Below are 26,694 nucleotides of genomic sequence, written 5' to 3' on the forward strand. Positions count from 1 at the left end.
CCCAAAAAAGCTCTCTAGAGACCTTGCATGCAAGCTTTCTACAGGGTGGGAGCTAACGGGGATATTTATACCGGATTTGGTATCAGTAGTAGGGCGTCTACGTCAAAGCAGAAGTTATAACAACGAACCAATTTTTCCTGTCAAAGTCTCTTGTTGGCCTTAGAATTAAACCTTTCTTTCGCTCAAACTAGCTAGCGATATTGAGACTTTATTAACCCTTTTTGGGATGCGTCCCCAATTTTGTTAACTCTTTCTTATTAGGTTTTACCGATGTTTTTGAATCGAATGTTGAGAGCGATCGCGATATTTGCGATGGCCATCTCTCTCCTATGGGGAAGTATTACTCCCCCTGTATTGGCACAAACTGCTGATGGCTCGGTTCTGCCATTCCCGACAGTGCCATCAGCCAGCGTTGCTGGACCGACCTTGCAAGAGTCCACCATGATCCGGCGCGAGGAACCGAACCGTATACCCAACGAAGATCCGCCCAACATCCTGATTATCCTGCTGGATGATGTAGGCTTCGGGCAGCCTGACACCTTTGGTGGCGAGATCCACATGCCGACTCTAAGCCGTTTGTGGGATGAAGGGATTGCCTATAACACCTTTCACACTACTGCCATCTGCTCGCCCACCCGCGCCGCTCTCTTAACCGGGCGCAATCACCACCGGGCCCAATCAGGTACGATCGCAGAATTTTCGGTGGACTGGGATGGTTACCTGGGGGTTATTCCCAAGACCACTGCCACCGTCGCCGAAGTTTTGAGCGAATACGGCTACAAAACCTCTGCCTTTGGCAAATGGCACAATACCCCAACCAATGAGACCACAGCTATGGGTCCATTCGATCGCTGGCCTACTGGGCATGGTTTCGACTATTTCTACGGCTTCCTTGCGGGTGAAACCTCTCAGTATGAGCCGCGCCTCTATGAGAACCTCAACCCCATAGAGCCGCCCCACGACGAGACTTACCACCTGACTGAGGACATGGCGGATAAAGCGATCAACTGGATGCGTCACCACCGTTCCTATTCTCCCGACAAACCCTTCTTGATGTACTGGGCACCAGGGGCAGTCCACGGTCCTCACCATGTCTTCAAGGAATGGGCAGATAAGTATAAGGGTAAATTCGATGACGGCTGGGACGAGTACCAAAAGCGGGTCTTTGAAAACCAGAAAGCCCTGGGCTGGATTCCAGTAGATGCGCAGCTAGCTACTCGGCCTGATGACATGCAAGCATGGGATGATATTGAGGATGAGGAGGAACGTGATTTCCAACGGCGGTTGATGGAAGTCTATGCAGGGTTTCTCGAACATACAGATACCCAGGCAGGTAAGGTGATCTCGGAACTCGACAATCTGGGCATTCGCGACAATACCATCGTCTTTTATATTGTTGGTGACAACGGAGCCAGTGCCGAAGGTCAGGAGGGCACTATCAGCGAATTTCTTGCCCAGAACCTAATTCCCAGTACGATCGAGGAGCAACTTGAGGCTCTCGACGGACTAGGCGGACTTGATGCCCTGGGAACCCCAAAAACCGAAAATATGTACCACGCGGGTTGGGCCTGGGCAGGGGATGCCCCCTTCCGTTATACCAAGCTAGTTGCTTCCCACTTCGGTGGTACCCGCAACCCGATGGTAATCTCCTGGCCCAAGGGCATTACCCCCGACAAAACCCCCCGGTCTCAGTTTCACCATGTCAACGATATTGCTCCAACTATCTACGATATCCTCGGCATTACCCCCCCTGAAGAAGTTTACGGCTTCAAGCAAAAACCCCTCGATGGGATTAGCATGAAGTACACCTTCAACGATGCCAACGCAGAGGATCGAAAGAATCTTCAGTATTTCGAGAACAGCGGCAGCCGAGGCATCTATATCGATGGCTGGTATGCCTGCACCTTTGGTCCTCAGATCCCCTGGAATATAGCTAAATCAGCAGAGGACTTCCCTGACTGGGATGCCAATGAGGACGTTTGGGAACTGTATCACATTACCGACGACTTCACTCAAATGGAGAATCTGGCAGCTCAGGAGCCAGAGCTTTTGGAGGTAATGAAACAAATGTTCTTGGAAGAAGCAGAAGAGAATTTGGCATTCCCCATTGGGGGCGGCCTGTACGTCAACGCTAATCCCGAAGACCGGATCGGGAGTCCCTACACTAGCTGGACTTTTGATGAAAGCACAACTCGTATGCCTGAATTCACTGCACCGAGCCTAGGTCGCGAGAGCAACGTGGTTACGATTGATGTCGATCTGGAAGAAAATGCTTCCGGCGTTCTCTATGCCTTGGGAGGTTCCGGTGGCGGTGTGAGCTTGTTTATGGACAACGGAATTCTCAAGTACGAGTACAACATGCTGCTCCTCGAGCGTTATAAGGAAGAATCAAATGCACCGATCGCTGCTGGTCATCACACCATTGAAGTAGACACAACCATCGAGGATCTCTATTCCCCTGGTAAAGTGGTTATACGAGTGGATGGCTTAGAAGTCCTCGACCAGCCAATCACTATCCAAACAATCGTCGTGGGAGCCTTCAGTGCCAGTGAAACCTTCGATGTCGGCACGGATCTGGGGGCTCCGGTTTCCCTAGACTATGCCGATCGCGCTCCCTTTGAGTTCGACGGAACGATTAACACTGTGAAAGTAGAGCTGACATCAGCTGAACCTCACTTTTTACCTTCACTCCCAGCTCCCTTGGACTAGAATAATGCTGATGTAAAGGAATTTAGTTACGGGGTGGGCGTTGCCTACCCTCATTACCTAAGTTCTACTCTAATTCAGCTAAACCTGTAGAGTTCCGAGCCAGCTCGGGACTCTACAGGCCATCCCAAGGCTATTCAGATTGTGTTTTAGGATGCAGTCTGAGATTTTTTTGTTAACCCTTTTATGAGGTTTCACCCATGTTTTTGCAACGGATGTTGAGAGCGATCGCGATATTTACGATCGCCCTTTCCTTTTTCCTCAATACCTCTGTGTTGCCAGCAATGGCCCAGCAGATATTGCCCCATCCCGACCCTATTTTCACCGGCAAAATGGGACTCACTTACGAAGACTCCGAATCCGAAAAGGCAGACCTGAAATTACCCTCTACCTTCGGGATTGAAAATGCCCCCAATATCCTTGTGGTGATGTTGGATGACGTGGGCTATGGTCAGATGTCAACCTTTGGCGGCGCTATTCCCAGTCCGACCTTAGACAAGCTCGCAGATAATGGCTTGCGCTATACCCAGTTCCACACCACAGGCATCTGTTCCCCCACGCGAGCAGCCCTTCTCACCGGACGCAACGCTCACTCTGTAGCATCCGGGGCAGTCATGGAGGCCGGAACGAATTTTCCGGGCTATTCCACCCTTATCCCCCAGAATGCTGCAACAATCGGCCAGATTCTACAGTCCTATGGCTATGCCACGTCTTGGTTTGGTAAAAACCACAACGTTCCCGACTGGGAAACCGGGGCGATCGGGCCGTTCGAGCGCTGGCCTGTGGGTTTAGGATTTGACTATTTCTACGGCTTTGTTGGTGGCGAAACCAACCAATACCATCCTGCCTTGGTAGAAAATACAACTCGTTTGGAAGCGCCCAAAACTAATGCCGATGGATCGCCCTATATCTTCAATACCGATTTAGCCGATCATGCCATCAACTACATCCGCACAACCTATGCCCTGTCAGATGAAAAACCTTTTTTCATGTTCTTTGCTCCGGGCGCGACTCATGCCCCGCATCAGGTTCCCGAAGACTATATCAAGAAATTCGCGGGTCAATTTGATACGGGCTGGGATGAGTACCGCAATCAAACGTTTGAGAAACAAAAAGAATTAGGGGTTATTCCACCAAACGCCGAACTCACTCCTCGCGAGGATTTACCTGATTGGGAGGAATTAAATGCAGACGAACAAAGACTCTATGCCCGCATGATGGAAGTCTTTGCTGGCTTTACCCAACAAACAGATGAAGAAATCGGTCGAGTGATTGATGCCATTGAAGACTTGGATCTCTTGGACAATACGTTGGTGATTTATATTGCTGGCGATAATGGTGGTAGTGCAGAAGGTGGATTGGAAGGGACGATCAATACAACCACCTACCGCAACGGCTTGACAGAACCCTTTGCTGACAAACTGGCGGCGATTGACGAGTTAGGCAGTTCCAAACACGATAATCATTTTCCAGCCGGTTGGGCTTGGGCGATGGATACGCCCTTCCAATGGACCAAACAGGTTGCTTCCCACTTTGGAGGAACTCGTAATGGCATGGTTATTTCTTGGCCTGAGCGCATTACCGATAAGGGAGATGTACGCTACCAGTTCAGCCATGTTATCGACATTGTTCCGACTATTCTCGAAGCAGTTGGCATTGAAGCACCGACTCAAGTTAATGGTGTCACCCAGAAACCCATCGAAGGAACCAGTCTGGTTTATACCTTTGATGCAACGGATGCTGACGGTGACGATCTGAGCGCGATTGATGCCCCCAGCGAACATACAACCCAATATTTTGAGATTGCCGGAAATCAGGGTATCTACGATAATGGTTGGATGGCAAGTGCAATTCGGACAGTGCCGTGGGTTGGGGATACGCCGTTGGGCAACAGCCTGATCGATATGGATTGGGAGCTTTATAACGTTGGCGGAGATTCTGACGAGAATTGTTCTGTTAATACTCCAGACTTTACCCAAGCCAACGATCTGGCTGAGGAGTGTCCTGATAAGCTGGATGAAATGGTCAAGCTCTTTTATGCCGAGGCCGCCAAACATAATGTCTTTCCGTTGGACGATCGTCGTTACGAACGGTTCGATCCAGACCTGCGTCCCAGTTTGGTAGAAGGACGAACCCATTTTATCTTCCCAGATCATTTCCGCGCTCCTGAAGGTGTAGCACCTAACTTGAAGTCCAAAAGCCACACGATTACTGCAGATGTCGTGTTTCCACCGGGGGGCGAAGGTGTATTAGTGACTTTAGCGGGTGCTTTTGGCGGGTATGGGTTGTTTGTACAGGACGGTAAGTTAGTGTATGACTACAACTTAGCCAGACTTGAACACTATCGGATCGAAGGATCTTTATTGGAGATTCCAGTCCCCACCATTGGTCTCCCCATTACTCTCAAGGCAGTTTATAAAACTGTTTCTGATGAGCCTGGTGTGGGAGGAGAAGTCACCCTTTATGCCGACGGTCAGCAAATTGGTCACGGCTTTGTCTGTGAGACCTTGAGTACCCGCTACACCCCGGATGAAACCTTTGATATCGGCTTTGATACGGGTTCGGCAGTATCCGACACCTATGAGGAGCTGATGCCCTTTGATTTCAGCGGAACTTTGAACTCAGTGACAATCGAAATCACTGACGATGTAGCAGACAAAGAGTCCGTAGATGCATACTGCGGGGAGCCTTTACTTCTTAATCCCATTCCGTTCTACGATTAATCATTGCAAAATTCGACCATTGATTTAATATCAACATGACTTACGCATAACCACCATATCTTGTAGGGGCGATTTCCTACGGAATGCTCCGCAAACGCGAATCGCCCGTACATATAGCGGATGAGTTCGCATTTTGCGTAAGTCCTAATCAAATCCGGTAGTATCGGTAGAATTTAAGACCGTAGGGGTTTGGTCTCCAAACCCTCTACAAACTAGGAGTTTTCGCCAATAGTGATGGTAGAACCTTATTCTCCAAAGCCAACGGATTTGATATACAGCGCTTTTCAGATGAATAAACCACATCGTCATAACCAAAACCCTGTAGGGGCGATTCGCTTGCTCGCCCCTACTGTGGTCTACCGAAATGAAAACCGCTGTAAGACCGAAATGGAAGTAGGTATTTTAATAGCGAACTTTTAGTCGGGTGGGTAGCGCCCACCCTTATTCATGTCGCGCCAGTAGTGGCGCACTCCAAAAGAGATATATAAGTAAAGTTAATACATTAAAAAAATTAGTTATTTAATTTGTATAGCTCAGAAAGTTATAATTTTTGATCATCCACAGAGATAGCTTACCACTAAACTAACCATTAAGTCTTTGATTTACCCCATAGCACAACAGAGTGGACATGGCTCACCCTGTTTCGATTAATGCTTTGGATCAATGCTTTTTTGTGGTGTGGAATTGTTCTCCACCCCGCTCTAAAGAATTGGCTCATACCAAATCCGGGTTAAACAAACCCGTTTTAAATAACCCAAAAAAACTCTCTAGAGACCTTGCATCCAAGGTTTTTACAGGGTGGGAACTAACGGGAATATTTATACCGGATTTGGTATCAGTAGTAGCGCGTCTACACTAAAATTGTGAGTAAAACCTAACCCCCCAACCCCCTTCCTATCCCCCCTTGCCCCCCTTTCAAAGGGGGGAGGAGGGAAGGGGAGGATATTCACCCCTCTCAAAAGCAGGAGAGGGGGAGGGGCAGGGGGGAGAGGTCTCCCGGGATACTGAAATTTACCCACATTTTCAAACTAGACGTGCTAGTACAGACCTCCGCCCCTAGCCTGCTGCAACCCTGCACAAACAGGTTCAAGAGGATGTCACAAAAGAGTTAATCAATCAAAGACTCAAATGTTAACAGCACAGCACTAAGTGTATGAAGGAAACTTTACAGAAACTTAAAATACTACTCAATTTCCTAGTGGTAGTGATCTTTTCCCTAGGAGTATTAGTACCACCAGCCTTGGCTCAGGAAATTCTGCCACAACCAGACCCAGAATTTCAGGGTGACATTGGTGTTACTTACGAAACTTCCGGGCCGCCAGATAAGTCAATTATGGAATCCCCTGAAGCCCCAGAAGATGCCCCTAACATTGTCCTTGTACTCTTGGATGATGTGGGATTTGGTTCCTCAGAAACCTTTGGTGGCTCGATTAAAACACCTACTCTAGAGACACTGGCAGACGAAGGGATAACTTATAATCGATTCCACACAACTGCCCTCTGCGCACCAACTCGTGCAGCTCTACTAACTGGACGCAATCACCACTCAGTCGGCTCTGGAGTGATTCAGGAACTGGCAACAGGTTATCCTGGTTATAAAGGCTTGATTCCCAAAAGCACAGCGACAATTGCCGAAGTCCTCAAAGAGAATGGCTACAGCACAGCTTGGTTCGGCAAAAATCATAATGTTCCTGATAACCAAACCAGTATGGTTGGTCCCTTTGACCGCTGGCCTAATGGTTTAGGATTTGACTACTTCTACGGATTTATTGGTGGAGAAACTGACCAGTGGTATCCAGCACTGTATGAAAATCAGAACCCCATCGATCCACCCGCCAAAATGATGTACAATGGAAAAAAAGAGGACTACAACCTCACCCATGACCTTGCCGATAAAGCAATTGGTTGGATGAACAATCAGCATTCAATTGCACCAGATCGCCCATTCTTCCTTTACTTTGCTCCCGGTGCTACCCACTCACCTCACCAACCCCCAGATTCCTATCGCGATAAATACAAAGGTGTGTTTGATGACGGTTGGGACGCAGAGCGTGTGAAAATTTACAATCGTCAGAAAGCTCTCAACATAATTCCTATTAAGACTGAACTTACCCCTCGCCCAGAAGGAATACCTGCTTGGGAAGATTTCGACGACAGCGCTCATGTGGCATTAGCCAAGGAGATGGAAATCTATGCGGCTTTTCTAGAATACACTGATGTAGAGGTAGGTCGTGTTCTTCGTGCTATTCCTGAAGACGAAGTAGACAACACCATGATCATCTATATCGTGGGTGACAACGGTGGTTCAGCAGGCGGTGGTGTGAATGGAACTTGCAACACCATGAAAAATCTTAACGGACTGGGCTATAATATTGAAGAAATCAAGGAGTGTGCAGAGGATTGGGGTGGACGTGACAGCGGAACCTCGCCAGGATACGCCATTGGCTGGGCTTGGGCTACGGATGCGCCTTTTCAATGGACAAAGGAGATAGCTTCCCATTTTGGCGGTACTCGCAATCCCATGATTATTAAATGGCCAGAGGTTATTCGCCCGACTCCAAACAGAAGGGAGATCCGAGACCAGTTTCACCATGTTATTGATATCGCACCGACAATTCTGGAAGTAACTGGGATTCAGGAACCAGAGATCGTTAACAGCATCCAACAGCAGCCCATAGAAGGGGTGAGTTTAGCCTATACCTTTGGTTTTGGTAAGAAACTTGATAGTGGGAAAAATGCTGAAGGTACTCATAAAACTCAGTATTTTGAGATGTATGGGAATCGTGCCATATACAAGGACGAAGAAGAACACGAATGGATGGCATCAACTATACATGCTAAACCAGTTGGCGATGAACCTCTTAAAGATTTCGATGAAGATGAGTGGGAACTGTACGATTTAAAGACTGATTTCTCTCAATACGAGGACTTATCCAAATCGGAGTCAGAAGAAAAAGATGTTTATCTTGATAAATTAGAGGAACTCAAAGACTTATTCCTCGTTGAAGGAGGTAAGTATAATGTTTTCCCTCTGGACGATCGCTTTGTTGAACGAGGTGATGTTAATTTACGTCCCAGTTTTACTGCAGGACGCTATCATTTCAAGTTCTATGAAGGCGCGGTTCGATTGCCAGAAGGGACAGCACCCGATGTGAAAAGCAAATCTCATCAAGTTACTGCTGAGGTAACGATTCCTAAGAGACGCCCTAAAGGTGTAATCCTGGCGCTCGGAGGAGAGACAGGGGGCTATAGCTTCTACATTAAGGACAAAAAACTCCACTATACCTACAACTTCTTTGGCACCCCCTATGACGTTGTTTCTGAAGAAGATGTTCCCACTGGTGATGTTGAGCTAGGATTCAAGTTTGAATACTCAGGAGATTATGGAGATGGTGCGGGTAAAGCAGCTACAGTTAACCTCTTCATCGACGGTCGTCAAGTTACTGATTGCACTGATAACATCAATGATTGCACTGATAACATCAAGCAGACTGTACCTGCACGATTCTCTCTGGAAACTCAAGATGTAGGGATGGATTTACTCACACCAGTAAGTCATAAATATAAGTCACCTTTTAAGTTCAGAGGCACAATTGATCAAGTGACAATAGACATTGAACCACCACCTTGCTCAGAATCAGAATCAGAAGATTGCATAGAGTAAGCCTTCCGTTGAAGTAGCAATAGAATTGTATAGCAAAAGGCACTTATGCATCTCTCCTCCTGCCCCCCGATGATGCGCTATCCCTTATAAGGAACGGCTGAAAAGCTTGTGGGGACGGTGGAGAGGATGAGGAGGATGAGGAGGATAAGGTTTTGGGGATACCCAAGTTGCATGAATAAAAGCGGACTTTCCTCCCACACTTCCCACATTCCCCTCCTGGGAGGGGTTAGGGGTGGGTTCCCACACCTCCCTACCCTCTCCTACTTTTTTCTAGGCGTGACAATAAATTGACCCTGCCCTTTGAAGGGGGGAGGCAAAAGGAAAAATCTTGGTTTGTTTGGGTTTAGGGTTTTGATGTGGGAGCGCCCTTTGCTTCGACTGCTATAAGCTCAGATGCATTTATGTTTGCTGCTGATATCTTTAACTAACCTCAGTTCTACTCTAATTCAGCTAAGACTGTAGAGTCCCGATCGCTAGCTCGGAACTCTACAGGCCATCCCAAGGCTATCCATGTTGTGTTTTGGGATGCAGTCTGAGATTGTGTTAACCCCTTTGATGAAGTTTTATCTATGTTTTTCAACGGTCTTTTGCACCGAATTTTGAGAGGTGTCGTGGTGTTTGCGATGACCACCTCTCTTCTATTGGGGACTATCGCTCCCCCGGTCTTAGCAGAAACTGCTGACGGTACGGTGCTACCCTTCCCTCCCGTACCTTCCGCGAGTACCGCCAATGAGACCCTACAAGACTCCGAGATGATTCGACGGGAAGAACCGAACTATCTACCCGACGAGCCTCCAAATATCCTGATTATCCTCCTGGATGATGTGGGATTTGGGCAAGCTGAAGCCTTTGGGGGGGAAATTAAAGCGCCCACCATTCAACGCCTGTGGGATGAAGGAATTGCCTACAACACCTTTCACACCACCGCGCTCTGTTCTCCAACCCGTGCCTCCCTGTTGACCGGACGCAGTCAACATAATGTACACTCCGGCACCACCACCCAACGGGCGCTAGACTGGGATGGCTATATGGGCAGCATTCCCAAGACTACAGCGACACTACCAGAAGTGTTGCGGGAATATGGTTACAAAACCGCAGCCTTTGGGAAATGGCATAATACCCTCGCCAATGAAACCACGGCAATGGGACCCTTCGATCGCTGGCCTACCGGACACGGCTTTGACTATTTCTACGGCTTTAACGCTGGAGAAACCTCCCAATACGAGCCGCGCCTGTATGAAAACACCACCCCGATCGAACCCCCTCACGAGTTCCCGGATGGAAGTCCTTACCATTTAAGTGAAGATATGGCAAATCAGGCTGTGACTTGGCTGCGCCAACGCCAAGCGTATAGCCCTGATAAGCCCTTCTTTATCTACTGGGCTCCCGGTGCTGCTCACGGTCCCCATCACATCTTCGGCGATTTAGCCGATAAATATAAGGGTACATTTGACGATGGCTGGGATGCCTTGCGCGCCCGCACCTTTGAGCGCCAGAAAAAGTTGGACTGGCTCCCCTTGGCAGATGATGCCGTGGATACAAGACGCCCTGAAGAGATGACCGCTTGGACTGAAATTACAGACGATGACGAAAAGGCATTCCAAATCCGTTTGATGGAGCTTTACGCTGCCTTTGTCGAAGATGTGGATACCCAAGCAGGCAAGATCATTGACGAACTGGAAGCCGAAGACATTCGAGACAACACTCTGATCTTTTACGTTTGGGGCGACAATGGTGCCAGTGCCGACGGACGAGATGGCAGCATCAGCGAACTGTTGGCTCAGAACCAAATTCCCAATACCGTAGCAGAACAACTCGAAGCCCTCAGTGAGCAATTTGGCACCGAAGAAGATCCCTCGGGTCTGTCTGCTTTGGGAACGGCAAAAACGGACAATATGTACAATGCAGCTTGGGCTTGGGCTGGCGATGCACCGTTCCGCTATACCAAGATGATTGCCTCTCACTTTGGCGGTACTCGCAATCCTCTCGTGATTTCTTGGCCTAAAAAGATTACCCCCGACCCCACCCCCCGTTCCCAGTTCCATCACGTCAACGATATCGCCCCCACCATTTACGAGATTTTGGATATTACCCCACCGGAGGAGTTCTATGGTGTTTTCCAAGATCCGATTGATGGTGTCAGCATGAAATATAGCTTTGAAGATGCCAATGCTCCCGGCAAGAAGAAAATTCAGTATTTTGAGAATAACGGCAGTCGGGGTATCTATTTCGATGACTGGTATGCCTGCACGTTTGGTCCTCTGATTCCTTGGGAGACTGCCTCCAGCACCGATTTAGCAAATTGGGATTCTCGTGAAGATGTGTGGGAATTATATGACCTGACAACAGACTTCACGCAGCAGAACGACCTCGCAAAAGAAGAGCCAGAGATTCTGGAGATGATGAAGCAATTGTTCTTGCAAGAAGCAGAAGAAAATAAGGTCTTTCCCATTGGTGGCGGTCTCGAGACTAGCATCAATCCCGACGCTCGGCTTGAGAACCCGTATACCAGTTGGACGTTTAATACCAGCACCACCAGGATGCCGGAATTTACGGCGCCAGGTCTGGGTCGCGAAAGCAATACGGTGACGATTGATGTCGATCTCAAAGGCGACGATTCCGGGGTTCTCTATGCCCTCGGCGGTTCGAGTGGCGGTTTGACTTTGTTTATGGAGGACGGAAAGCTCAAGTATGAGTACAACATGATGTTGTTGGAACGCTACAAGACTGAACCCATCGCGATCGCAAGCGGTCATCACACGATTCAGGTGCAAACCACCATCAAGCTCTCGGAATCTGCTGACCCAGAAAATCCTGACCTAGAAGATATCTTTGCAGATGTAGAGATTCTGGTCGATGGAGATGAAGAGGGTAGCATTAAGGTCGATCGCATCGTGCCGTCTGCTTTTACCGCCAGCGAGACCTTTGATGTGGGGACGGATTTGGGTTCTCCTGTTTCGCTGGATTACGCCGATAACGTGCCTTTTCCTTTCACTGGTACGATTAACACAGTGAAAGTGGGTCTTGTAAATTCAATGGAACTTTACTTATTACCTTTACCCTCGCCTTCCTTCGACTAGATATTCATAGAAGAGTATTGATACTCCCATTACGCTCTAAGATTACCGAAAAATTGTAGGTTGGGTTGAGGAACGTTAGCGGAGCTTATCCGTTAGGATAAACCCAACACAGATATTGGGTTTCACTTCTTTCAACCCAACCTACTTTATAGAAAATCTTCCACCGGTAAGGGAGTCATGTGGCTTGTCAATAGACCGCGATTTAAACGCCAGTATAAATTTCAGAAATGCGGTCGGCTTGACCGTTAATGCCTGTGGACGGAGTGCTGCCGACAGTTCCGGTAGAAGCAGGAAGTAAACATTAAAATATCACGCTATGTGACGTTTTATATCAGTTTTATGAAGCAGTAGTTGATGAACTGTAGCATATCCCTGCTGGAATAGTGTGCCAGTAATTTAAGTTTTCTCAATTATCGTGGCTTACATTAGCCACGATCGCCTTCCTCTCATATCAAATAAATAAAGTTTCTCTGTTCAAAGCTATTCTCCACTTTAGAAAAAGGATTCTGTAACTTAAATGATGGATAATTCTCAAAATTATCAGGACTTAGGCAAACTTGTAGATAATACGCTATCTGTAGAGGGCAAATGCCATTTGCCCCTACGAGATATGGCGGTTCTGCGTAAGTCCTGTTATATTCAAAAACTCCTAATTGTTCTCAGTGTTTTTATTCTGACTGTTACTATTTTTAGTCCGAGTGCATTTGCCGTACCATCTTCAACTTGCCCCCAAGATATGGTTTTTATTCCGGGAGGAGATTTCAAAATGGGGTCGGATAAACCAGAATTTATCGAAGAACTACCCGTTGAAGATGTTAGTGTCAGTTCATTTTGCATTGATTCCCACGAAATTACCAACGCCCAATTTACCAAGTTTGTTGAAGATACAGGTTACGTTACCATAGCCGAACGTCCCCTATCAAAAGAACAATTTCCTGATTTACCTGATGAACAGCGATCGCCTGGTTCTCTCGTTTTTGAACCTCCCGCAGAAGGTATTCAACAAGTGGCTTATCTGAGTTGGTGGCATTGGGTTACAGGAGCAAACTGGCAACATCCCTACGGCCCCGATAGCAATATTAGCGGGAAAGAAAACCATCCCGTTGTTCATATTGCCTACGAAGACGCCTTAGCTTATGCAAAGTGGGCAGGAAAACAACTTCCCACCGAAGCCCAATGGGAATATGCTGCCAGAGGTGGTTTAAAAGAATCTACTTACACCTGGGGTCAAGAATATTCTGCCAAAAAAGCCAACACCTGGCAAGGAATTTTTCCCTTTCTAAATACCAAAGCAGACGGCTACTTGGGAACTGCTCCCGTTGCTTCGTTCTCGGCAAATGGTTACGGTTTGTATGACATGACGGGTAACGTTTGGGAATGGACTGCCGACTGGTATCGCGTTGAACGAAAGGATATGGCTCATAGCGTTAATCCAGAGGGTCCCAGACAAGCCGAAAGTTTTGACCCCAAAAAACCTGCCGAGGGTGCGGTACACGTGATTAAAGGTGGTTCTCACCTCTGTGCGCCCAACTATTGCAGTCGATACCGTCCGGCTGCACGGGAGTCTCAGTCACCGGATACAGGAACCACTCACATTGGTTTTCGTCTTGTCAAAAATTTAGGTTAACTCAAATTATCAATCGCTCGCGACTGATAGATACTGGCGTCTGGCGATCGCTTCCTCAATTGGTGCGTTATATTATGTCCGGTTGAATACTTATAAATAAACGACTGAGGAGACAGGAGACAGGAGTCAGGAGACAGGAGGGAAGAAAGAAGAAGAAAGAGGAGAAAGTTTTTTTGATCACTGATTATCCGGACATGATATTATATCAAATCCGGATGATTAGTTATTCTAAGTCCGCCCCAATCCGAAAAAATGTGCTAAGTAGGGTTTGCTGATTAAAGATCGCGCATATTGACTGGTATTGGTTTGAGCAATTTTAGGTCTGGAGGGGGTGCGAGGTTTTAGGTGGTAATGGTTCAAAAATTCAGGATTTTGGTCAAGAGTTGGGCAGAACAATCTTGGGACAAAACGCCCGCTCCTACCTCCTCCAAATTCCCCGTTCCTCCTGTCTTCCCCTCCTGGGAGGGGGAGGGGCGAGGGGTGGGTTGTCTCCTGTCTCCTACCTTCACCCATAAGACTTTTTCAGCAAGCCCTAAGTAGGTAGGCACGAATCAATCTCACTATGTAACGAAATGTTATACAGTTAAAACCCTTGATCTTGTTGCCTTCCACTCTGTTCCAGTCTCTGCGGACGTAACGGTTGCAGGACTGCCACTTATTTTTTGCTTTGATTGATCGGTTTAGAAGTTAAAACCAAGTGTAAACGAGCATGAATCAAACTTAACTCTGCCAAACCTAAATCTAGACTGCCATCCAAAACCACTCCAGTATTAATTATCCGGTCTAATAACTCTAAAATAGAAGGACTTTCAGATTTTTCTCCTGGATAATACTCTCCCGACTTTGGCAACAAAGTACCAATTTCACCCAAATCCAAATTCAAATCTTCGGGGTCAATATCAAATACCCCGCACAATTTAATCACCTGTTCTTCCAACTGTCGCAAACTTTCAGCCGCACGGTCTAATTCTTCATCACTCAACATTTCTGCATCCATTCGCCGAATCACCTGAGCTTCCATTAATTGCCGTAGCAACTCAATAACTGTTAGCAACAATGGAGCTAACCCTGCTTCTGAATTACTTTGAGATTTGCCAATAGGAATTATTGAGGGTTCTTCTGGAGACGGTTCTAGGGACATAAGAAATAAAGTGTGGGGAGTAATTTCAGTTATCAGTTATCAGTTATCAGTTATCAGTACCTCTGGCGGAAGCAAGAAGCTTGAAATTTGACAATATTCCCTTTTTTATCCCTTTAAAAGGGGAGGCTTTAGAGCCAAATTTTTCGGTAATTTTTTTGCCCTTGCTAACCAAGAAAATGAGCGTCATTTCAGTTATCAGTTATCAGTTATCAGTACCTCAATGGAATAGGGAGACAAGAAAATAGTGAATTTTCTTTTTTTTTTAATCCCCTTGAAAGGGGAGACTATTGACCTAATTTTCTGGTCAGTAATTACTTCTAAATTCTAAATTCTAAATTCTAAAACGTTGTAAAGCTTGCCATCGAACAAACCGCCATTGTTGAAGTTCTCTGTGAGACATAACTTCAGTTCTAGCAATACGCATTCTAGCTCTTTCAACTGCTCGATTATTTCGACCATAGAGACCGCGACAAGACAAACACCCACGAATAGCTTTACTACTGAGAATATCTTTGCTAGTTTTGATTTTTATTGCTGTATCTATTGCCATTTTGTACCGTTATTGTGACCATTATTGTGACCGTTATTTGAAGAGTGACCATTGGTATGATATTCATATCGATCGCTCTTAAGTGCTTTTATCTCTGACTCTAGAGAAGCAACTCGATCAAGAAGTTTTTGATTTGCCTCCATCAGAGAATTGCTTTGACTGCTGAGGTAGGGGTCACTTTCCCACCAGTTAATTCCAATTTCTCTGGCTTTATCCACAGAAGAAATTAACAGGCGAATTTTAATGCTGAGAAGTTCTGTCGAACCAACAGAAACAGAAATATCTCCTGCAATAACTATTCCCTTATCCAGAACTCTTTCCAGTATATCTGCTAAACTAGACCCATTAGTTGCTGTCGCTAATGTATTGTTAGTTTTGGTATTCATAGCTTCTATTCCCAGTTCTATATATATTTTATCATCGTTAGATTACTTCTTAGTACGACGACGACTACTCTGCTTCACAGTTTTTTGTTCCACTTCTGCGGGAAATAATTCCCGTAGAACTTCCTGAAGTTTCTCCATAGCTTCTCCCCTAGGTAAACTAGCTCGCGATATTAATATATCAGCACAAATATCTTGAAAATTAGGATCTTGACCATTCACTGGAACATTATGGTCGTGACAAACCTTACCAATAATTAGACAGGAACGCAAACCGCCTAATTTTTCTTCCCCCACTGTTGTCCGAAAAGTACGTACTAGGTTAACTATAGTTTCGGCTTTTTTGGGGTCGATACCTGTTTGACGTATGACTATTTCTTGTTCGGTTAGAGCATCAGGTTCTCCCATATTAATTGTCACCACTCGGTCTAATAAAGCATCTTGAGTAGCATGAACTCCACAATATTCTTCTGAGTTGGAAGTTAAAATTACTCTAAACCTAGGATTAACTTGAATATATTCCGAGCGGTCTTGGTTGGGTGGCAAAACCAACATTTTCTCTTCTAAAACTGAGAGTAAAATATTGTTTACCTCTGGACGAGAGCGATTAAATTCGTCATAAACTAAGGTAAAACCTTCTTTACAAGCTAAGGTTAATCTAGAGTCAATCCAATGATGTTTCAGTTCATCCTCAACTTTTAATACGGTATGGATATAATTATCCACAACTTTTTTCCTAGTATATCCAGATTGATTACCTATTAAATCTGAGGTTTTAAATTCATCATCTCCAAACATTAAAACAATGGGTTGGCGACGTAGATGAGCAAGGTGTAATGCAAGGGTTGTTTTACCTACTCCTGCTGGACCGCGCAAATGAACTGAATAGCCAGATTTTAAATAACGCAAAGCACGTTGAGCTATACGTTCGACACCGGGGGTGCTGACAAATTGTTGGGGTGAGACATTAAGTACAGTAGTCATTTCAGTTATCAGTTATCAGTTATCAGTTATCAGCTATTAGTTACGGCGTTGCTGAATTGAAGTATGAATGGGCGATTGTTTAGTTCTCGCCTTCGCCCCCGCGCATCCCGCAAAATTGGGGGACTTTTAGAGTTTTATTCCCCCCAAAATTGGGGGGCTAGGGGGGCAAAATCATATACGGCGTTGCTGAATTGAAGTATGAATGGGCGATTGTTTGGTTCTCGCCTTCGCCCCCGCGCATCCCGAAAATTGGGGGACTTTTAGAGTTTTATCCCCCCCAAAATTGGGGGCTAGGGGGGCAAAATCATACCCAGAAGAAGTGCTGTATAAATTATTAATTATTAATTATTAATTATTAATTATTTTAATATCCTAAAGTAATTGTTTTGAATTTTGATTTTTGTGGTTCTGGTGTTCTAGTTTGAGATTTTTCTAGTTTCTTACTTGTTAATTTATTCGTGCTAGGTTTCTGAGATTGAATTGGTTGCCGAGATTGATTTTTTAACTCTTTATTTGTTTGTTCATCTAGAACAGCAAGACGTTCTTTGATTTGATTACATCGCCTTTCTAAATTTTGCAGTTCTTTTTGTAAACGTTCTTTTTCTACAACATTTTTATATACTGTTAAATATGTTGTAGCTTCCGAACGTTGGCGCGGCATACTGCTAAGTTTTGGTGGAATTTTTCCACGTTTGGCTGAACGGTGCATAATATAATTTTTAGTTGAGTATTTGGTAGTTAGGATTTATGATTTATGAATTAATCATCTGAACTTTCATGTTTTAATTTTCTGGTGTTTAGAATTCAAATTGAAAGTAGCTCATGCTAAAAGTAAACTTTATTTTCCCACGGAGACACCACTAGGGAAAACTCTTTTTGGCAAGTTAGTCTAAACCACAGAGTAATACATTCAGCATTTCTAGATTTCCTGTGGCACTAGATTTTGACCTCCGCCGTTCAGGATTTCTATCCATGTTTGAAAGTCTAATGCTTTATACTCCTCAATTTTCTGACTAAGCATTTCTTTGAGTTGAGAAAAGGAAATTTCCACTCCTTTTAATTGAGCTTTTTTATACTCTGTCAGAACTTCAATATAAGCAAAACCAATTACTAGCATGGATAGTGATATTGAACCCCCAGCTATTATTTCTTGGGCAAGGTCATCAAAAATATATTTTGCTATTTTGTCTAAAACCTCATCCATAGATAAAGTAATTAAAGTCAGATCGGTTCCTACGAAAAGCAACTCAGGAATTTGCTCATTTTTTAGCTCCAATTCAAATAAATATAAAAAGTGTACAAGCATTAATGTTTGAACTGCAACATCACTCAATTTTTTGTTTAAGAAAGGAATTGGTATAAAACCAGCAATTACAAATCCACTTCCCGCATAGAGAAAAAGCGATATATAGGCAGCTTTTTTCTTCAAATCAATATCTAATAAAGCGTTTATAAATGATTGTCTGGCTATCTCTGGGATTAGCTCAGTAGTTGTTTTAACTAAAGACTCTAACCCAGGAGTATCTAACTTAGGACTATATACTTGTTGCCTAATTTGCTCAACAACTTGTATCGGTTCAGTTCCTACTCTAATAATTTTTGATAATTCTTGTTTCTTCAAGTAATCAAAGAAATCTTCCTTATAAGCTGGTTTAGTTAAAACAATAATCATTTTGATTTTGGCTTGCATTAGTTCTTCAATCCACTTTCTTTCTTCTTTTTCAAATCTCTCACTCCATTCACCCAAGCAGTACCATATACAATGAATATGTTCTTCTAGTTTCCGTTTTCGTCGATCTTTGATAAGTTTAAAAACATCTTTCTTGACGTTTTTAATCTTGCTTATTTCAAGGCCAGGAGTATCATAAATCCTAAAATTATTTGCAGGAATTTCATAATATTCAATATCTTTAGTGACTGCTTCACCTACCCCTGTTTCAGCCAATTCATCTTTAAAAACTGCGTTGATTAATGTACTTTTTCCTACACCAGTTCTGCCAGTTATTAAAATATTACATTTGCTTTTACTACTTTTACTAATGAATTGTCTGGCTTTTTGATATTCTCTTTGCAATTTTTCTTCTTCAGGTGTCATAAAATAAATATCTCGTAAAGCGTTTATAAATGATTGTTTAGCTATCTCTGGGATTAGCTCAGTAGTTGTTTTAACTAAACACTCTAATCCAGGAGTATCTAATTTAGAAGTATCTACTTGTTGCCTAATTTGCTCAACAACTTGTATCGGTTCAGTTCCTACTCTAATAATTTTTGGTAATTATTGCTCCTTTAAGTAATCAAATAATTCATCGTTATATGCTTGTTTAGTCATAACAATAATCATTCTGATTTTGTATTTTATTAGTTCTTCAATCCACTTTCTTTCTTCTCCTTCAAGTCTACCAGTCCCTTCATTTATGCAGTACCATATACAATTAATATGTTCTTCTAGCTTACGTTTTCGTTGCTCTTTAATCTTTTGAAAAACCTTTTGCTTGAATTTTTTGATATCCTTTATTTCAAGGCCATGGAGTATCATAAATTCTAAAATTATTTGCAGGAATTTCATAAGATTTAATATCTTTAGTGACTGGTTCACCTACCCCTGTTTCAGCCAATTTATCTTTAAAAACTGCGTTGATTAATGTACTTTTTCCTACACCAGTCATGCCAGTTATTAAAATATTACATTTGCTTTTACTATTTTTACTAATGAATTGTCTGGCTTTTTGATATTCTCTTTGCAATTTTTCTTCTTCAGGTGTCATAAAATAAATATCTCGTAAAGCGTTTATAAATGATTGTCTAGCTATCTCTGGGATTAGCTTAGTAGTTGTTTTAACTAAAGACTCTAACCCAGGAGTATCTAATTTAGGACTATATACTTGTTGCCTAATTTGCTCAACAACTTGTACCGGTTCAGTTCCTACTCTAATAATTTTTGGTAATTATTGCTCCTTTAAGTAATCAAATAATTCATCGTTATATGCTTGTTTAGTCAGAACAATAATCATTCTGATTTTGTATTTTATTAGTTCTTCAATCCACTTTTATTCTTCTGCTTCAAGTCGACCAGTCCCTTCATTTATGCAGTACCATATACAATGAATATGTTCTTCTAGCTTCCGTTTTCGTTGCTCTTTAATCTTTTGAAAAACCTTTTGCTTGAATTTTTTGATATCCTTTATTTCAAGGCCAGGAATATCATAAATTCTAAAATTATTTGCAGGAATTTCATAAGGTTTAATATCTTGAGTGACTGGTTCACCTACCCCTGTTTTAGCAAATTTATCTTTAAAAATTGCGTTGATTAATGTACTTTTTCCTACACCAGTTCTGCCAGTTATTAAAAGATTACATTTGCTTTTACTACTTTTACCAATTAATTGTCTGGCTTTTTGATATTCTTTTCCTAATTTTTCTTCTTCAAATTTAAATTTCATAATTAATCAAAATCCAATACTTGACAGTTTAATTATAACCAAACTTACCAATGGATAATTGATAATTGATAATTGATAATTAATCAATTCGGTTTAAAGCCTCTCTTTTTAAGGAGAAAAAATAAATTGTGATTTCCTTATCTTCAATTCCGTAACGGTTTTAACCAGAGTTAATTATCCATTATTGATGCTCCATTATTTATTAATGAAAAGGGGTTGCACATTATGGAATGATACTGCCAAAAATTGGCTTAGACTTTGACTAAAAAAAACCTAATGTTAATAATTCTAGCAATTGATTAATCCCAAATTATGTTCATCAAAAATCTCAAATCATTCCTCACTGTGCAACGCCAATGAAAATGTACCTACCACAAACAATCAACAAATCAAAATAAATAATTAGCTGCTCCTTTTATTTGTTCTATAGGTTCAATTGAACGAGGTAACATTGGCATACAAAAAACTTCTGCTCCTGGAAATTTATCCCTAGGAACAACGCTATTAGAGGTAAAACAATTTAAAACCACATAATTTTGTGCTATCTTCTTTTCTACAAGAGATTGATAAAGACGTTCTGCTTCGGCAATAACTCCGGTCTGGGGACGCATAACTCCAATAAATTCTGTTTTTTGCGAATCTTTCAGAATTTTTTGTGCATTAACTACCCGTTTCCGTAAAGTTCTTAAACGCCCCATAAATTCGGTTCGACCAATAATATCTTGATATTTTATCCATAGTTTAAAAATCCAACTCAACCAATCTTGCATAGCACTAGGCATTTCCAAAAAACGTAATAAATGACCAGTGGGAGCTGTATCTAAAATAATTAAATCTTCTTGGTTTTTTTCCAACAATTCAATTACTGTTAATAAGGATAATATTTCATCAATACCAGGTAAAGCTTGTTCGACAATTTGACGCCATCCCTTGGGAGCAAATGCCATTTCAAAAGATGCTGAATTATCGGCTTTTTCCCCACTCATTATTTCTGCTAATTCCCACAAATAATCTTCTCGAAATTTATCAAGAACTCGATTTGATTCTATTTCTTGTCCTTTGAGGTTAGTATTAATTATAGATGGTTCATGGCTTAGAGTTAGACCAAAAGCATCTCCTAAAGAATGGGCAGGATCTATAGAAACTGTTCTAATGTGACTTTCTGGATGCCGTTGTGCCATTTCCCAACCAATGGCAGCAGCTATAGTAGTTTTCCCTACACCTCCTTTTCCCCCAATAATTAATAAACGCTTACCCTCTTCAATAAAGTCAGTAAAACCAGGAGGAATTTTTTCCGGCCATTTAATATCTACTTTCTCAGAAGTTGAGAGTGGTAGACTTTCTGCTGGAGAAATTTGGTCGATTAGATTTTCTAGGGCAGTTATACCTAAAGGTTCAGAATTTTGTTGGGGTATCAGGTATACCGATTTTTCTCCTGCCAGTTCCATAAACTGACTAACTAACTTTCCTTGTTCCAGACAGCGATCGCCACTACTATCCTTATCTATAACAATTTGATTCACAAAAATCGCACCGTAAGGAATTTTCAGATTTTCCAAAGAATCTAAAAATCTCCTGGTCTCCTGAAAACTCATCGGTTCGGGTAGTGCCATAACTAAACAAGCGGTATTAGGAGACTCTTGTAATAAATGACGACCTGCTGCTAATTCGTCCTTAAGATTTTGTAATGTTTCATCCGCCTCATCTGGTGTATACTTACCCGCGAAACTTTCTTTTATGTAGCGATATTTCTGTTGAAAAAGTTCTAGGGAGTTGAGTAGGGTATCCAAAAAATCCATTAGTCGGAATAAGTTGAGAGTATGACCGCTCGGAGCCATATCTACTACTACTCGATTGACTACTTTTTCGTTACAGAGGCGTTGTATTTCCAGTAAACCCATTAATTCGTCTAATCCTGGCCAATCTAAATCCCAGACTGGGGTGAGGTCTTCCCCTTCAACAAAACTACCTCGTTCTACCAGTAGTTCTAGGATATCGCCGTAACGTTGTTTAAATTCTTCGAGCAGGAGATTAGCATCTAAAGCTCTGACTGAAAGATTGGGTAAATTTTGTAAAGGTGTTGGTGTATCTGTGACTTGTATTTGCAGGACATCTCCTAAAGAGTGGGCAGGATCGGTGGAAATTAAGAGGATTTTTTCATCAGGGAATTTTTTCGCCCATTGGCAAGCAAAAGCACAAGAAGTTGTGGTTTTTCCCACACCTCCTTTGCCACTAAACATTGCTAAGTTTAGGTTATCAAAAAGTTCCATCAGTTTTTTTATATTAAAAATCAAGGTTTATTTGAATTAGAACCCACCCCTACTATAAATTTTCCCATTCATCCTCAGAAATACCAGCTTGCATTAAAATTCGTCTGAGTAAATTCCTACTAATATCTCCTCGATGAGGGTTAGGAATACGAACTCGCAAACTATCACGCACCATAAACTGATGTTTTCCTCCAGAATAAGGACCAGAAAAACCTGCTGACCTCAATGCTGCAATTAAGTCGCGACGAGATATGGGACCAAAAACAGGCATTACCGAACAGACTCCACTTTTAAACTAACACCATCAAATTCAGGGAGTTGATGACCCATTGCCACACCAATAAGTACCCACTCTTCTAATACTTCTAATAATTCCTGACGACATTCTTCTAGAGTATTACCAGTTGCCCATACTCCATTAGCGCCAGAAATTGACCCATAAAAACCCTCTTCATCTTCAAGTATTTCATAATTAGCGGCTTGCATTGCTTTGTGTAGATATTCTTGAATCATTAATTAATGTTTCCTTCAATATGTTATTGGTTAGTTTGTGATAATAGAATACAAAACATCAGGGTCTAAATCTGCGCCATTTTCCCAATAAATGGCGCCCCATTCAGGATTAAGTTTGACGGTTTTAAAATAATTTATATCTTGTAATTTTGCAAAAATTCCTGTAAATTTTATTAGCTGACTAATATCTACAATTCCCTCTTTCCCATCTTCAAATTTAAGATGAAGTAGATAGTTTTCTTGATGATTAACTTCGATAATGTCTTCTAACATCAAATTAGATAAATGTTATAATATTTACCAAATAAATAGCAGAAGAATTTAAATAGATGCGATACCCAGTTAAACTGAAACAAACTGATGAAGAATATGCTGTTTGGTGTCCTTATTTACCTGGATGTTGGTCTCAGGGAGAAACTGAAGGTGAGGCATTGGAAAATATTAAGGATGTCATAGAATCTTATTTAGAATACATAGAAGAGTTAAATTCAGATAGTGAGTTACGTTAAAGTCCACAAGTCTCTGCACGAGAGAAGAAATTCCCTGCCAACCAACACAAAGAACTAGAGTGGGTGCAGTCAAACAAAGCTGGTAATTGTCCCCGATAAGAGCTTTCTAAATCAATATTCTCCCTCCTTCGCCTTATTCCCAATAGGTCATAACCCCATCCTACTTCTTCGCTAAACTCTTCCCAGATCGAGATATCTGCATTATTATATGTAGATGTACCACCAAAACTCTGATAAATTTTCTTCTGCACGGAAAAGCCAAATTTACCTTTACTATATTTTACCCAAAGTTGGTCTATTTTCTTGAAGTCTGGACATGAAAAGTTGGCAATTGACTCATAATTTAGCCAACCTTTTTTTTCTCGATTACTAACTTTAAAAATAATGTTATAAGTTTCCTTTTCAGCTTCTCTCCATTTATTTTGTTTTAGTAGATTTTCTAGAGTAGAATAATCTATCCTGATGTTAGTAGGTTGTTTGGTACTTTCAATGTTATCTGTGTGTTGTAGTTCAGATTGTAGTGATGTTATACTATTAATATTGTTTATGTTGTGTGAGCTACTTAAGTAAGATGTCACTATTAAAATACTCATGCACGTTACTAGCAAAATTACCTCTCCCAAGTTAGACCTTGATTCAAAACTATTAGCAGTATATTTAGTAGGATTTTTTCGAGCTACCGTTGAGAATGATACTTTTTGATCTTTGTTGTTTAATTGTGTAGAATTTTGTGATTCCAATGAATGAGTTATAATCTGTTTTTTTTCATTATTTTTAATTTCAACCACTGAAATATTTTGAAATTGTAAACCCGGTAGTTGAGAGATAATTCGTTTTTCTATAGGCTCAACATCTTCATTTCTCAGTCCTAAAATTGACTTGATATTCCGTAGTTTTTCCTTTTCAGTTTCCACAAATGGAAAACATTCTTCAACTGCTTGATGAAAAATATTTTCATAACGTTTTAACTTTTTATTAAACTGAATATAAGGTTCTTTTTCTTCAGTTTCAATCACCTTTGCTTCCTCATCAGATATACAATGTCTATTACATAGTTCCTCTAATAAAAAACGATTGAGAAAATCTATATTGCCATTATTTTTGCGCAATATTTCCTGCACTTTGCGACGATATTGCAATTTCGGATCGTCTTGGGGAGAACTTGCTAAATAAATTCGATAACCGTCATTCACAGGTGCAAATTGAGGAATCATTGCTGGAGATTCTTCTTTTACCTTTTCACTCACATATTGATGCAATTCATCCGCTGAAATTTTGCCATTATTATCAGTATCTGCTGCCCCAGTTTTAATTCCTTCAACTAGATATTTTGTATAAATAGATAGTTCCGAACCTTCAGGCGCATAAGAAACTTGGCCAGAACTAGAAGACATCAAAATTGCCCTACCTTTACCCCCTAATTCTGCTTGGATATCTATATTTTCATCCCCTTTAGCAATCATTCCTTTAGTAAATGCGCCACTATAACAACAGTCAATAATCACAACCAGGCGTTGGGAAAGACTATTATCCATTTCACCTTGTATAAAACTAGCACCCACAAAAGTCGGTGTAACAATTCCCCGTGTATCTTTGCGACTTTTAGGAGTGGCTAAAAATAGATTACCCTCTTGACTTGTAACACCATGACCAGAAAAATAAAAAAGTAAAACATCTTCCTGACTCCGGTTAGCAAACAATTCATAAATTGCCTCTTCTATTTGTTGGCGATCAGAATTTTTCAACACTTTAATATCATCAAAACCTCCCATTTCGGAATTACTTAAAACTTCTTTCATTGCCTCAACATCTTTCACAGGACTAGGCAAAGCTGTAAATTCTGGGAGGTATTCACTAATTCCAACTAATAAAGCTATTTTTGCCATGAAAAAATCTCCTTAACCATTAATAACTTTTTTTATTGTTGGCTCGACTTTCTCATACTCCTCATTCAATTCTTTAGCATTACGGCCTTCAATCTCGACTTCTACCTCTCGATCATTGCCTTTACCTTTAACTTTCATTTTAGCAGCTTTACCATAGAGGTGATCGGCTAAATACCTCACTAAAAATCTCAAACATTCACTCGTAATAACAGTTACTATGATAGTACCTATTTGAAAACCTCCGTCACTTTTAGCACCAGGTTCGGCAGTTTCTATTTGCATTAAATTTGCCTTTTGCACACCATCAAATTTCTTTATTTCCGACAAAATATTCCGGGTATCTGTTTGAAGTCTATCTTCGTCTAATTGTGGGTCAGATAGAGAAATTGTTAGTTGAATATTTTCTAATGACATAATGTTTGATTGTGACTTTTCAGGAATAAAATGATTATACCCTTAAATTAATTTTTTAAGGAAATTTAGGTGTCATATCCTACGATCAAGATTCTTGAAATTGAGAAATTAGAGAGGCAAAAACTTGATTTTGACTGACACTTCGACTCTGTTGTAAAGCCTCTTTTAAAACATCTATTACTAACCCTGGTAAAACTTGAGATTCTGTAATCCTTTTACTGCCACCATCAACCATAGTAAAAGCAATAATATCTACATTTTTTACGTCAATTATCCAATATTCTTTAACTTTTAAATCTTCATAAATCAACCTTTTCTCACCTTTATCATCAGAGAGTGAAGTATTGGCTATTTCTATGACTAAATCTGGCGATGGACATCTATCTAAATCTATAATAGAAGTTTCCACGGGAAAAATATTAGCATTATCACCTATATAGTAGGAAATATCTGGTTGTACTTCTCGAACTCCAATTTTTCTATAACTACAATCACCTAAACCATTACTGTCGATATTTTTGAGACTACAGAAAATATTAATAGCTGTGGAAATTAGTATATCATCCTTGGCATGGTTGTAACTTACTGGTGACATTTCTATTCTGAATTTTCCTTGATAATAATAAGATTTTGCTTTAGCATAAATGGGATTTTCAATAGTTTGGAGATATTCATCCCAAGTAGCTGAAACCCATGTATCTGTTGGAATTTTTACTTGTAAATTTGTCATAAATAAAATTACTGTTAACTAATACAGCAGTTTTGATGTTAATTAACTAAACAAAAAACTGAAGGCTAAAATAA

The 26,694-nt window shown here is 41.6% G+C and carries 24 protein-coding genes; 7 read left to right on the forward strand and 17 right to left on the reverse strand.

What is annotated here, in order from left to right; translation table 11 throughout:
* The first annotated feature begins 270 nt into the window (after positions 1 to 270).
* The 4 genes from F6K15_RS13670 (at position 271) to F6K15_RS13685 (ending at position 9,093) form a co-directional block, all read left to right on the forward strand.
* Complete coding sequence (locus F6K15_RS13670; protein WP_293061591.1) at positions 271 to 2,709, forward strand: arylsulfatase; 2,439 nt, start codon at positions 271 to 273, stop codon at positions 2,707 to 2,709.
* A gap of 197 nt (positions 2,710 to 2,906) precedes the next feature.
* Positions 2,907 to 5,429 carry an arylsulfatase gene (locus F6K15_RS13675; RefSeq protein ID WP_293061592.1) on the forward strand — a complete coding sequence of 841 codons (2,523 nt, stop codon included), beginning with the start codon at positions 2,907 to 2,909 and terminating at the stop codon, positions 5,427 to 5,429.
* Positions 5,430 to 5,717: 288 nt separating this feature from the next.
* Positions 5,718 to 5,849 (forward strand): hypothetical protein, encoded by a 132-nt coding sequence (locus F6K15_RS13680; RefSeq protein ID WP_293061593.1) that lies wholly within the window; start codon positions 5,718 to 5,720, stop codon positions 5,847 to 5,849.
* A 733-nt stretch (positions 5,850 to 6,582) separates the two neighbouring features.
* Positions 6,583 to 9,093: an arylsulfatase gene (locus F6K15_RS13685; RefSeq protein ID WP_293061594.1), complete on the forward strand. Its 2,511-nt coding sequence runs from the start codon at positions 6,583 to 6,585 to the stop codon at positions 9,091 to 9,093.
* 436 nt (positions 9,094 to 9,529) lie between these two features.
* Here the strand turns inward: F6K15_RS13685 and F6K15_RS13690 are convergent, their stop codons facing one another.
* Positions 9,530 to 9,673: a hypothetical protein gene (locus F6K15_RS13690; protein ID WP_293061595.1), complete on the reverse strand. Its 144-nt coding sequence runs from the start codon at positions 9,671 to 9,673 to the stop codon at positions 9,530 to 9,532.
* Here F6K15_RS13690 and F6K15_RS13695 point away from each other — a divergent pair.
* Both F6K15_RS13695 and F6K15_RS13700 read left to right on the forward strand, forming a co-directional pair.
* Positions 9,663 to 12,173 carry an arylsulfatase gene (locus F6K15_RS13695; RefSeq protein WP_293061596.1) on the forward strand — a complete coding sequence of 837 codons (2,511 nt, stop codon included), beginning with the start codon at positions 9,663 to 9,665 and terminating at the stop codon, positions 12,171 to 12,173. The genes F6K15_RS13690 and F6K15_RS13695 overlap by 11 nt on opposite strands.
* Positions 12,174 to 12,690: 517 nt before the next feature.
* Positions 12,691 to 13,800, forward strand: coding sequence for a formylglycine-generating enzyme family protein (locus F6K15_RS13700; protein ID WP_293061598.1), 1,110 nt, complete (start codon positions 12,691 to 12,693; stop codon positions 13,798 to 13,800).
* A gap of 655 nt (positions 13,801 to 14,455) precedes the next feature.
* Here F6K15_RS13700 and F6K15_RS13705 read toward each other — a convergent pair.
* The 13 genes from F6K15_RS13705 to F6K15_RS13765 form a co-directional block, all read right to left on the reverse strand.
* On the reverse strand, positions 14,456 to 14,941 hold the full coding sequence (locus tag F6K15_RS13705) for a gas vesicle protein K (RefSeq protein WP_293061600.1): 486 nt from the start codon (positions 14,939 to 14,941) through the stop codon (positions 14,456 to 14,458).
* A 331-nt stretch (positions 14,942 to 15,272) separates the two neighbouring features.
* Positions 15,273 to 15,491 carry a hypothetical protein gene (locus tag F6K15_RS13710; protein ID WP_293061602.1) on the reverse strand — a complete coding sequence of 73 codons (219 nt, stop codon included), beginning with the start codon at positions 15,489 to 15,491 and terminating at the stop codon, positions 15,273 to 15,275.
* On the reverse strand, positions 15,482 to 15,877 hold the full coding sequence (locus F6K15_RS13715) for a gas vesicle protein (RefSeq protein WP_293061604.1): 396 nt from the start codon (positions 15,875 to 15,877) through the stop codon (positions 15,482 to 15,484). The genes F6K15_RS13710 and F6K15_RS13715 overlap by 10 nt, the downstream gene beginning before the upstream one ends.
* A 42-nt stretch (positions 15,878 to 15,919) precedes the next feature.
* Positions 15,920 to 16,858, reverse strand: a complete 939-nt coding sequence (gvpN, locus tag F6K15_RS13720) for a gas vesicle protein GvpN (RefSeq protein WP_293061606.1) — start codon at positions 16,856 to 16,858, stop codon at positions 15,920 to 15,922.
* Positions 16,859 to 17,222: 364 nt separating this feature from the next.
* A complete protein-coding gene (locus F6K15_RS13725; RefSeq protein ID WP_293061608.1) occupies positions 17,223 to 17,567 on the reverse strand; it encodes a hypothetical protein in 345 nt (114 codons plus the stop codon).
* Positions 17,568 to 17,777: 210 nt separating this feature from the next.
* Positions 17,778 to 18,953 carry a GTPase domain-containing protein gene (locus F6K15_RS13730; protein WP_293061610.1) on the reverse strand — a complete coding sequence of 392 codons (1,176 nt, stop codon included), beginning with the start codon at positions 18,951 to 18,953 and terminating at the stop codon, positions 17,778 to 17,780.
* 180 nt (positions 18,954 to 19,133) lie between these two features.
* Positions 19,134 to 19,424 carry a hypothetical protein gene (locus F6K15_RS13735; RefSeq protein WP_293061611.1) on the reverse strand — a complete coding sequence of 97 codons (291 nt, stop codon included), beginning with the start codon at positions 19,422 to 19,424 and terminating at the stop codon, positions 19,134 to 19,136.
* A complete protein-coding gene (locus tag F6K15_RS13740) occupies positions 19,375 to 19,623 on the reverse strand; it encodes a GTPase (protein WP_293061612.1) in 249 nt (82 codons plus the stop codon). The genes F6K15_RS13735 and F6K15_RS13740 overlap by 50 nt, the downstream gene beginning before the upstream one ends.
* A gap of 282 nt (positions 19,624 to 19,905) precedes the next feature.
* Positions 19,906 to 20,298: a GTPase gene (locus tag F6K15_RS13745; protein ID WP_293061613.1), complete on the reverse strand. Its 393-nt coding sequence runs from the start codon at positions 20,296 to 20,298 to the stop codon at positions 19,906 to 19,908.
* Positions 20,299 to 20,687: 389 nt separating this feature from the next.
* The gene (locus F6K15_RS13750) at positions 20,688 to 22,568 is read right to left on the reverse strand and encodes an ArsA family ATPase (protein WP_293061614.1); all 1,881 of its coding nucleotides are present in this window, start codon (positions 22,566 to 22,568) and stop codon (positions 20,688 to 20,690) included.
* Between the two features lie 52 nt (positions 22,569 to 22,620).
* Positions 22,621 to 22,839, reverse strand: a complete 219-nt coding sequence (locus F6K15_RS13755) for a type II toxin-antitoxin system HicA family toxin (RefSeq protein ID WP_293061616.1) — start codon at positions 22,837 to 22,839, stop codon at positions 22,621 to 22,623.
* Positions 22,839 to 23,081 (reverse strand): type II toxin-antitoxin system HicB family antitoxin, encoded by a 243-nt coding sequence (locus tag F6K15_RS13760; RefSeq protein WP_293061617.1) that lies wholly within the window; start codon positions 23,079 to 23,081, stop codon positions 22,839 to 22,841. The genes F6K15_RS13755 and F6K15_RS13760 overlap by 1 nt, the downstream gene beginning before the upstream one ends.
* Positions 23,082 to 23,111: 30 nt before the next feature.
* Complete coding sequence (locus F6K15_RS13765) at positions 23,112 to 23,354, reverse strand: DUF2442 domain-containing protein (protein WP_293061695.1); 243 nt, start codon at positions 23,352 to 23,354, stop codon at positions 23,112 to 23,114.
* Positions 23,355 to 23,410: 56 nt separating this feature from the next.
* On the opposite strand from F6K15_RS13765, the gene F6K15_RS13770 reads away from it, so the two are divergent.
* Entirely contained in the window at positions 23,411 to 23,590 is a 180-nt protein-coding gene (locus F6K15_RS13770; RefSeq protein ID WP_293061618.1) for a type II toxin-antitoxin system HicB family antitoxin, read from the forward strand.
* Here F6K15_RS13770 and F6K15_RS13775 read toward each other — a convergent pair.
* The 3 genes from F6K15_RS13775 to F6K15_RS13785 form a co-directional block, all read right to left on the reverse strand.
* On the reverse strand, positions 23,587 to 25,476 hold the full coding sequence (locus F6K15_RS13775) for a GUN4 domain-containing protein (RefSeq protein WP_293061619.1): 1,890 nt from the start codon (positions 25,474 to 25,476) through the stop codon (positions 23,587 to 23,589). The two genes, F6K15_RS13770 and F6K15_RS13775, sit on opposite strands and share 4 nt — an antisense overlap.
* Positions 25,477 to 25,488: 12 nt before the next feature.
* Complete coding sequence (locus tag F6K15_RS13780) at positions 25,489 to 25,890, reverse strand: hypothetical protein (RefSeq protein WP_293061620.1); 402 nt, start codon at positions 25,888 to 25,890, stop codon at positions 25,489 to 25,491.
* Between the two features lie 85 nt (positions 25,891 to 25,975).
* On the reverse strand, positions 25,976 to 26,620 hold the full coding sequence (locus F6K15_RS13785; RefSeq protein WP_293061621.1) for a Uma2 family endonuclease: 645 nt from the start codon (positions 26,618 to 26,620) through the stop codon (positions 25,976 to 25,978).
* Between the last annotated feature and the right edge of the window lie 74 nt (positions 26,621 to 26,694).

Source organism: Okeania sp. SIO2B3, assembly GCF_010672525.1.
Lineage (GTDB): Bacteria > Cyanobacteriota > Cyanobacteriia > Cyanobacteriales > Microcoleaceae > Okeania.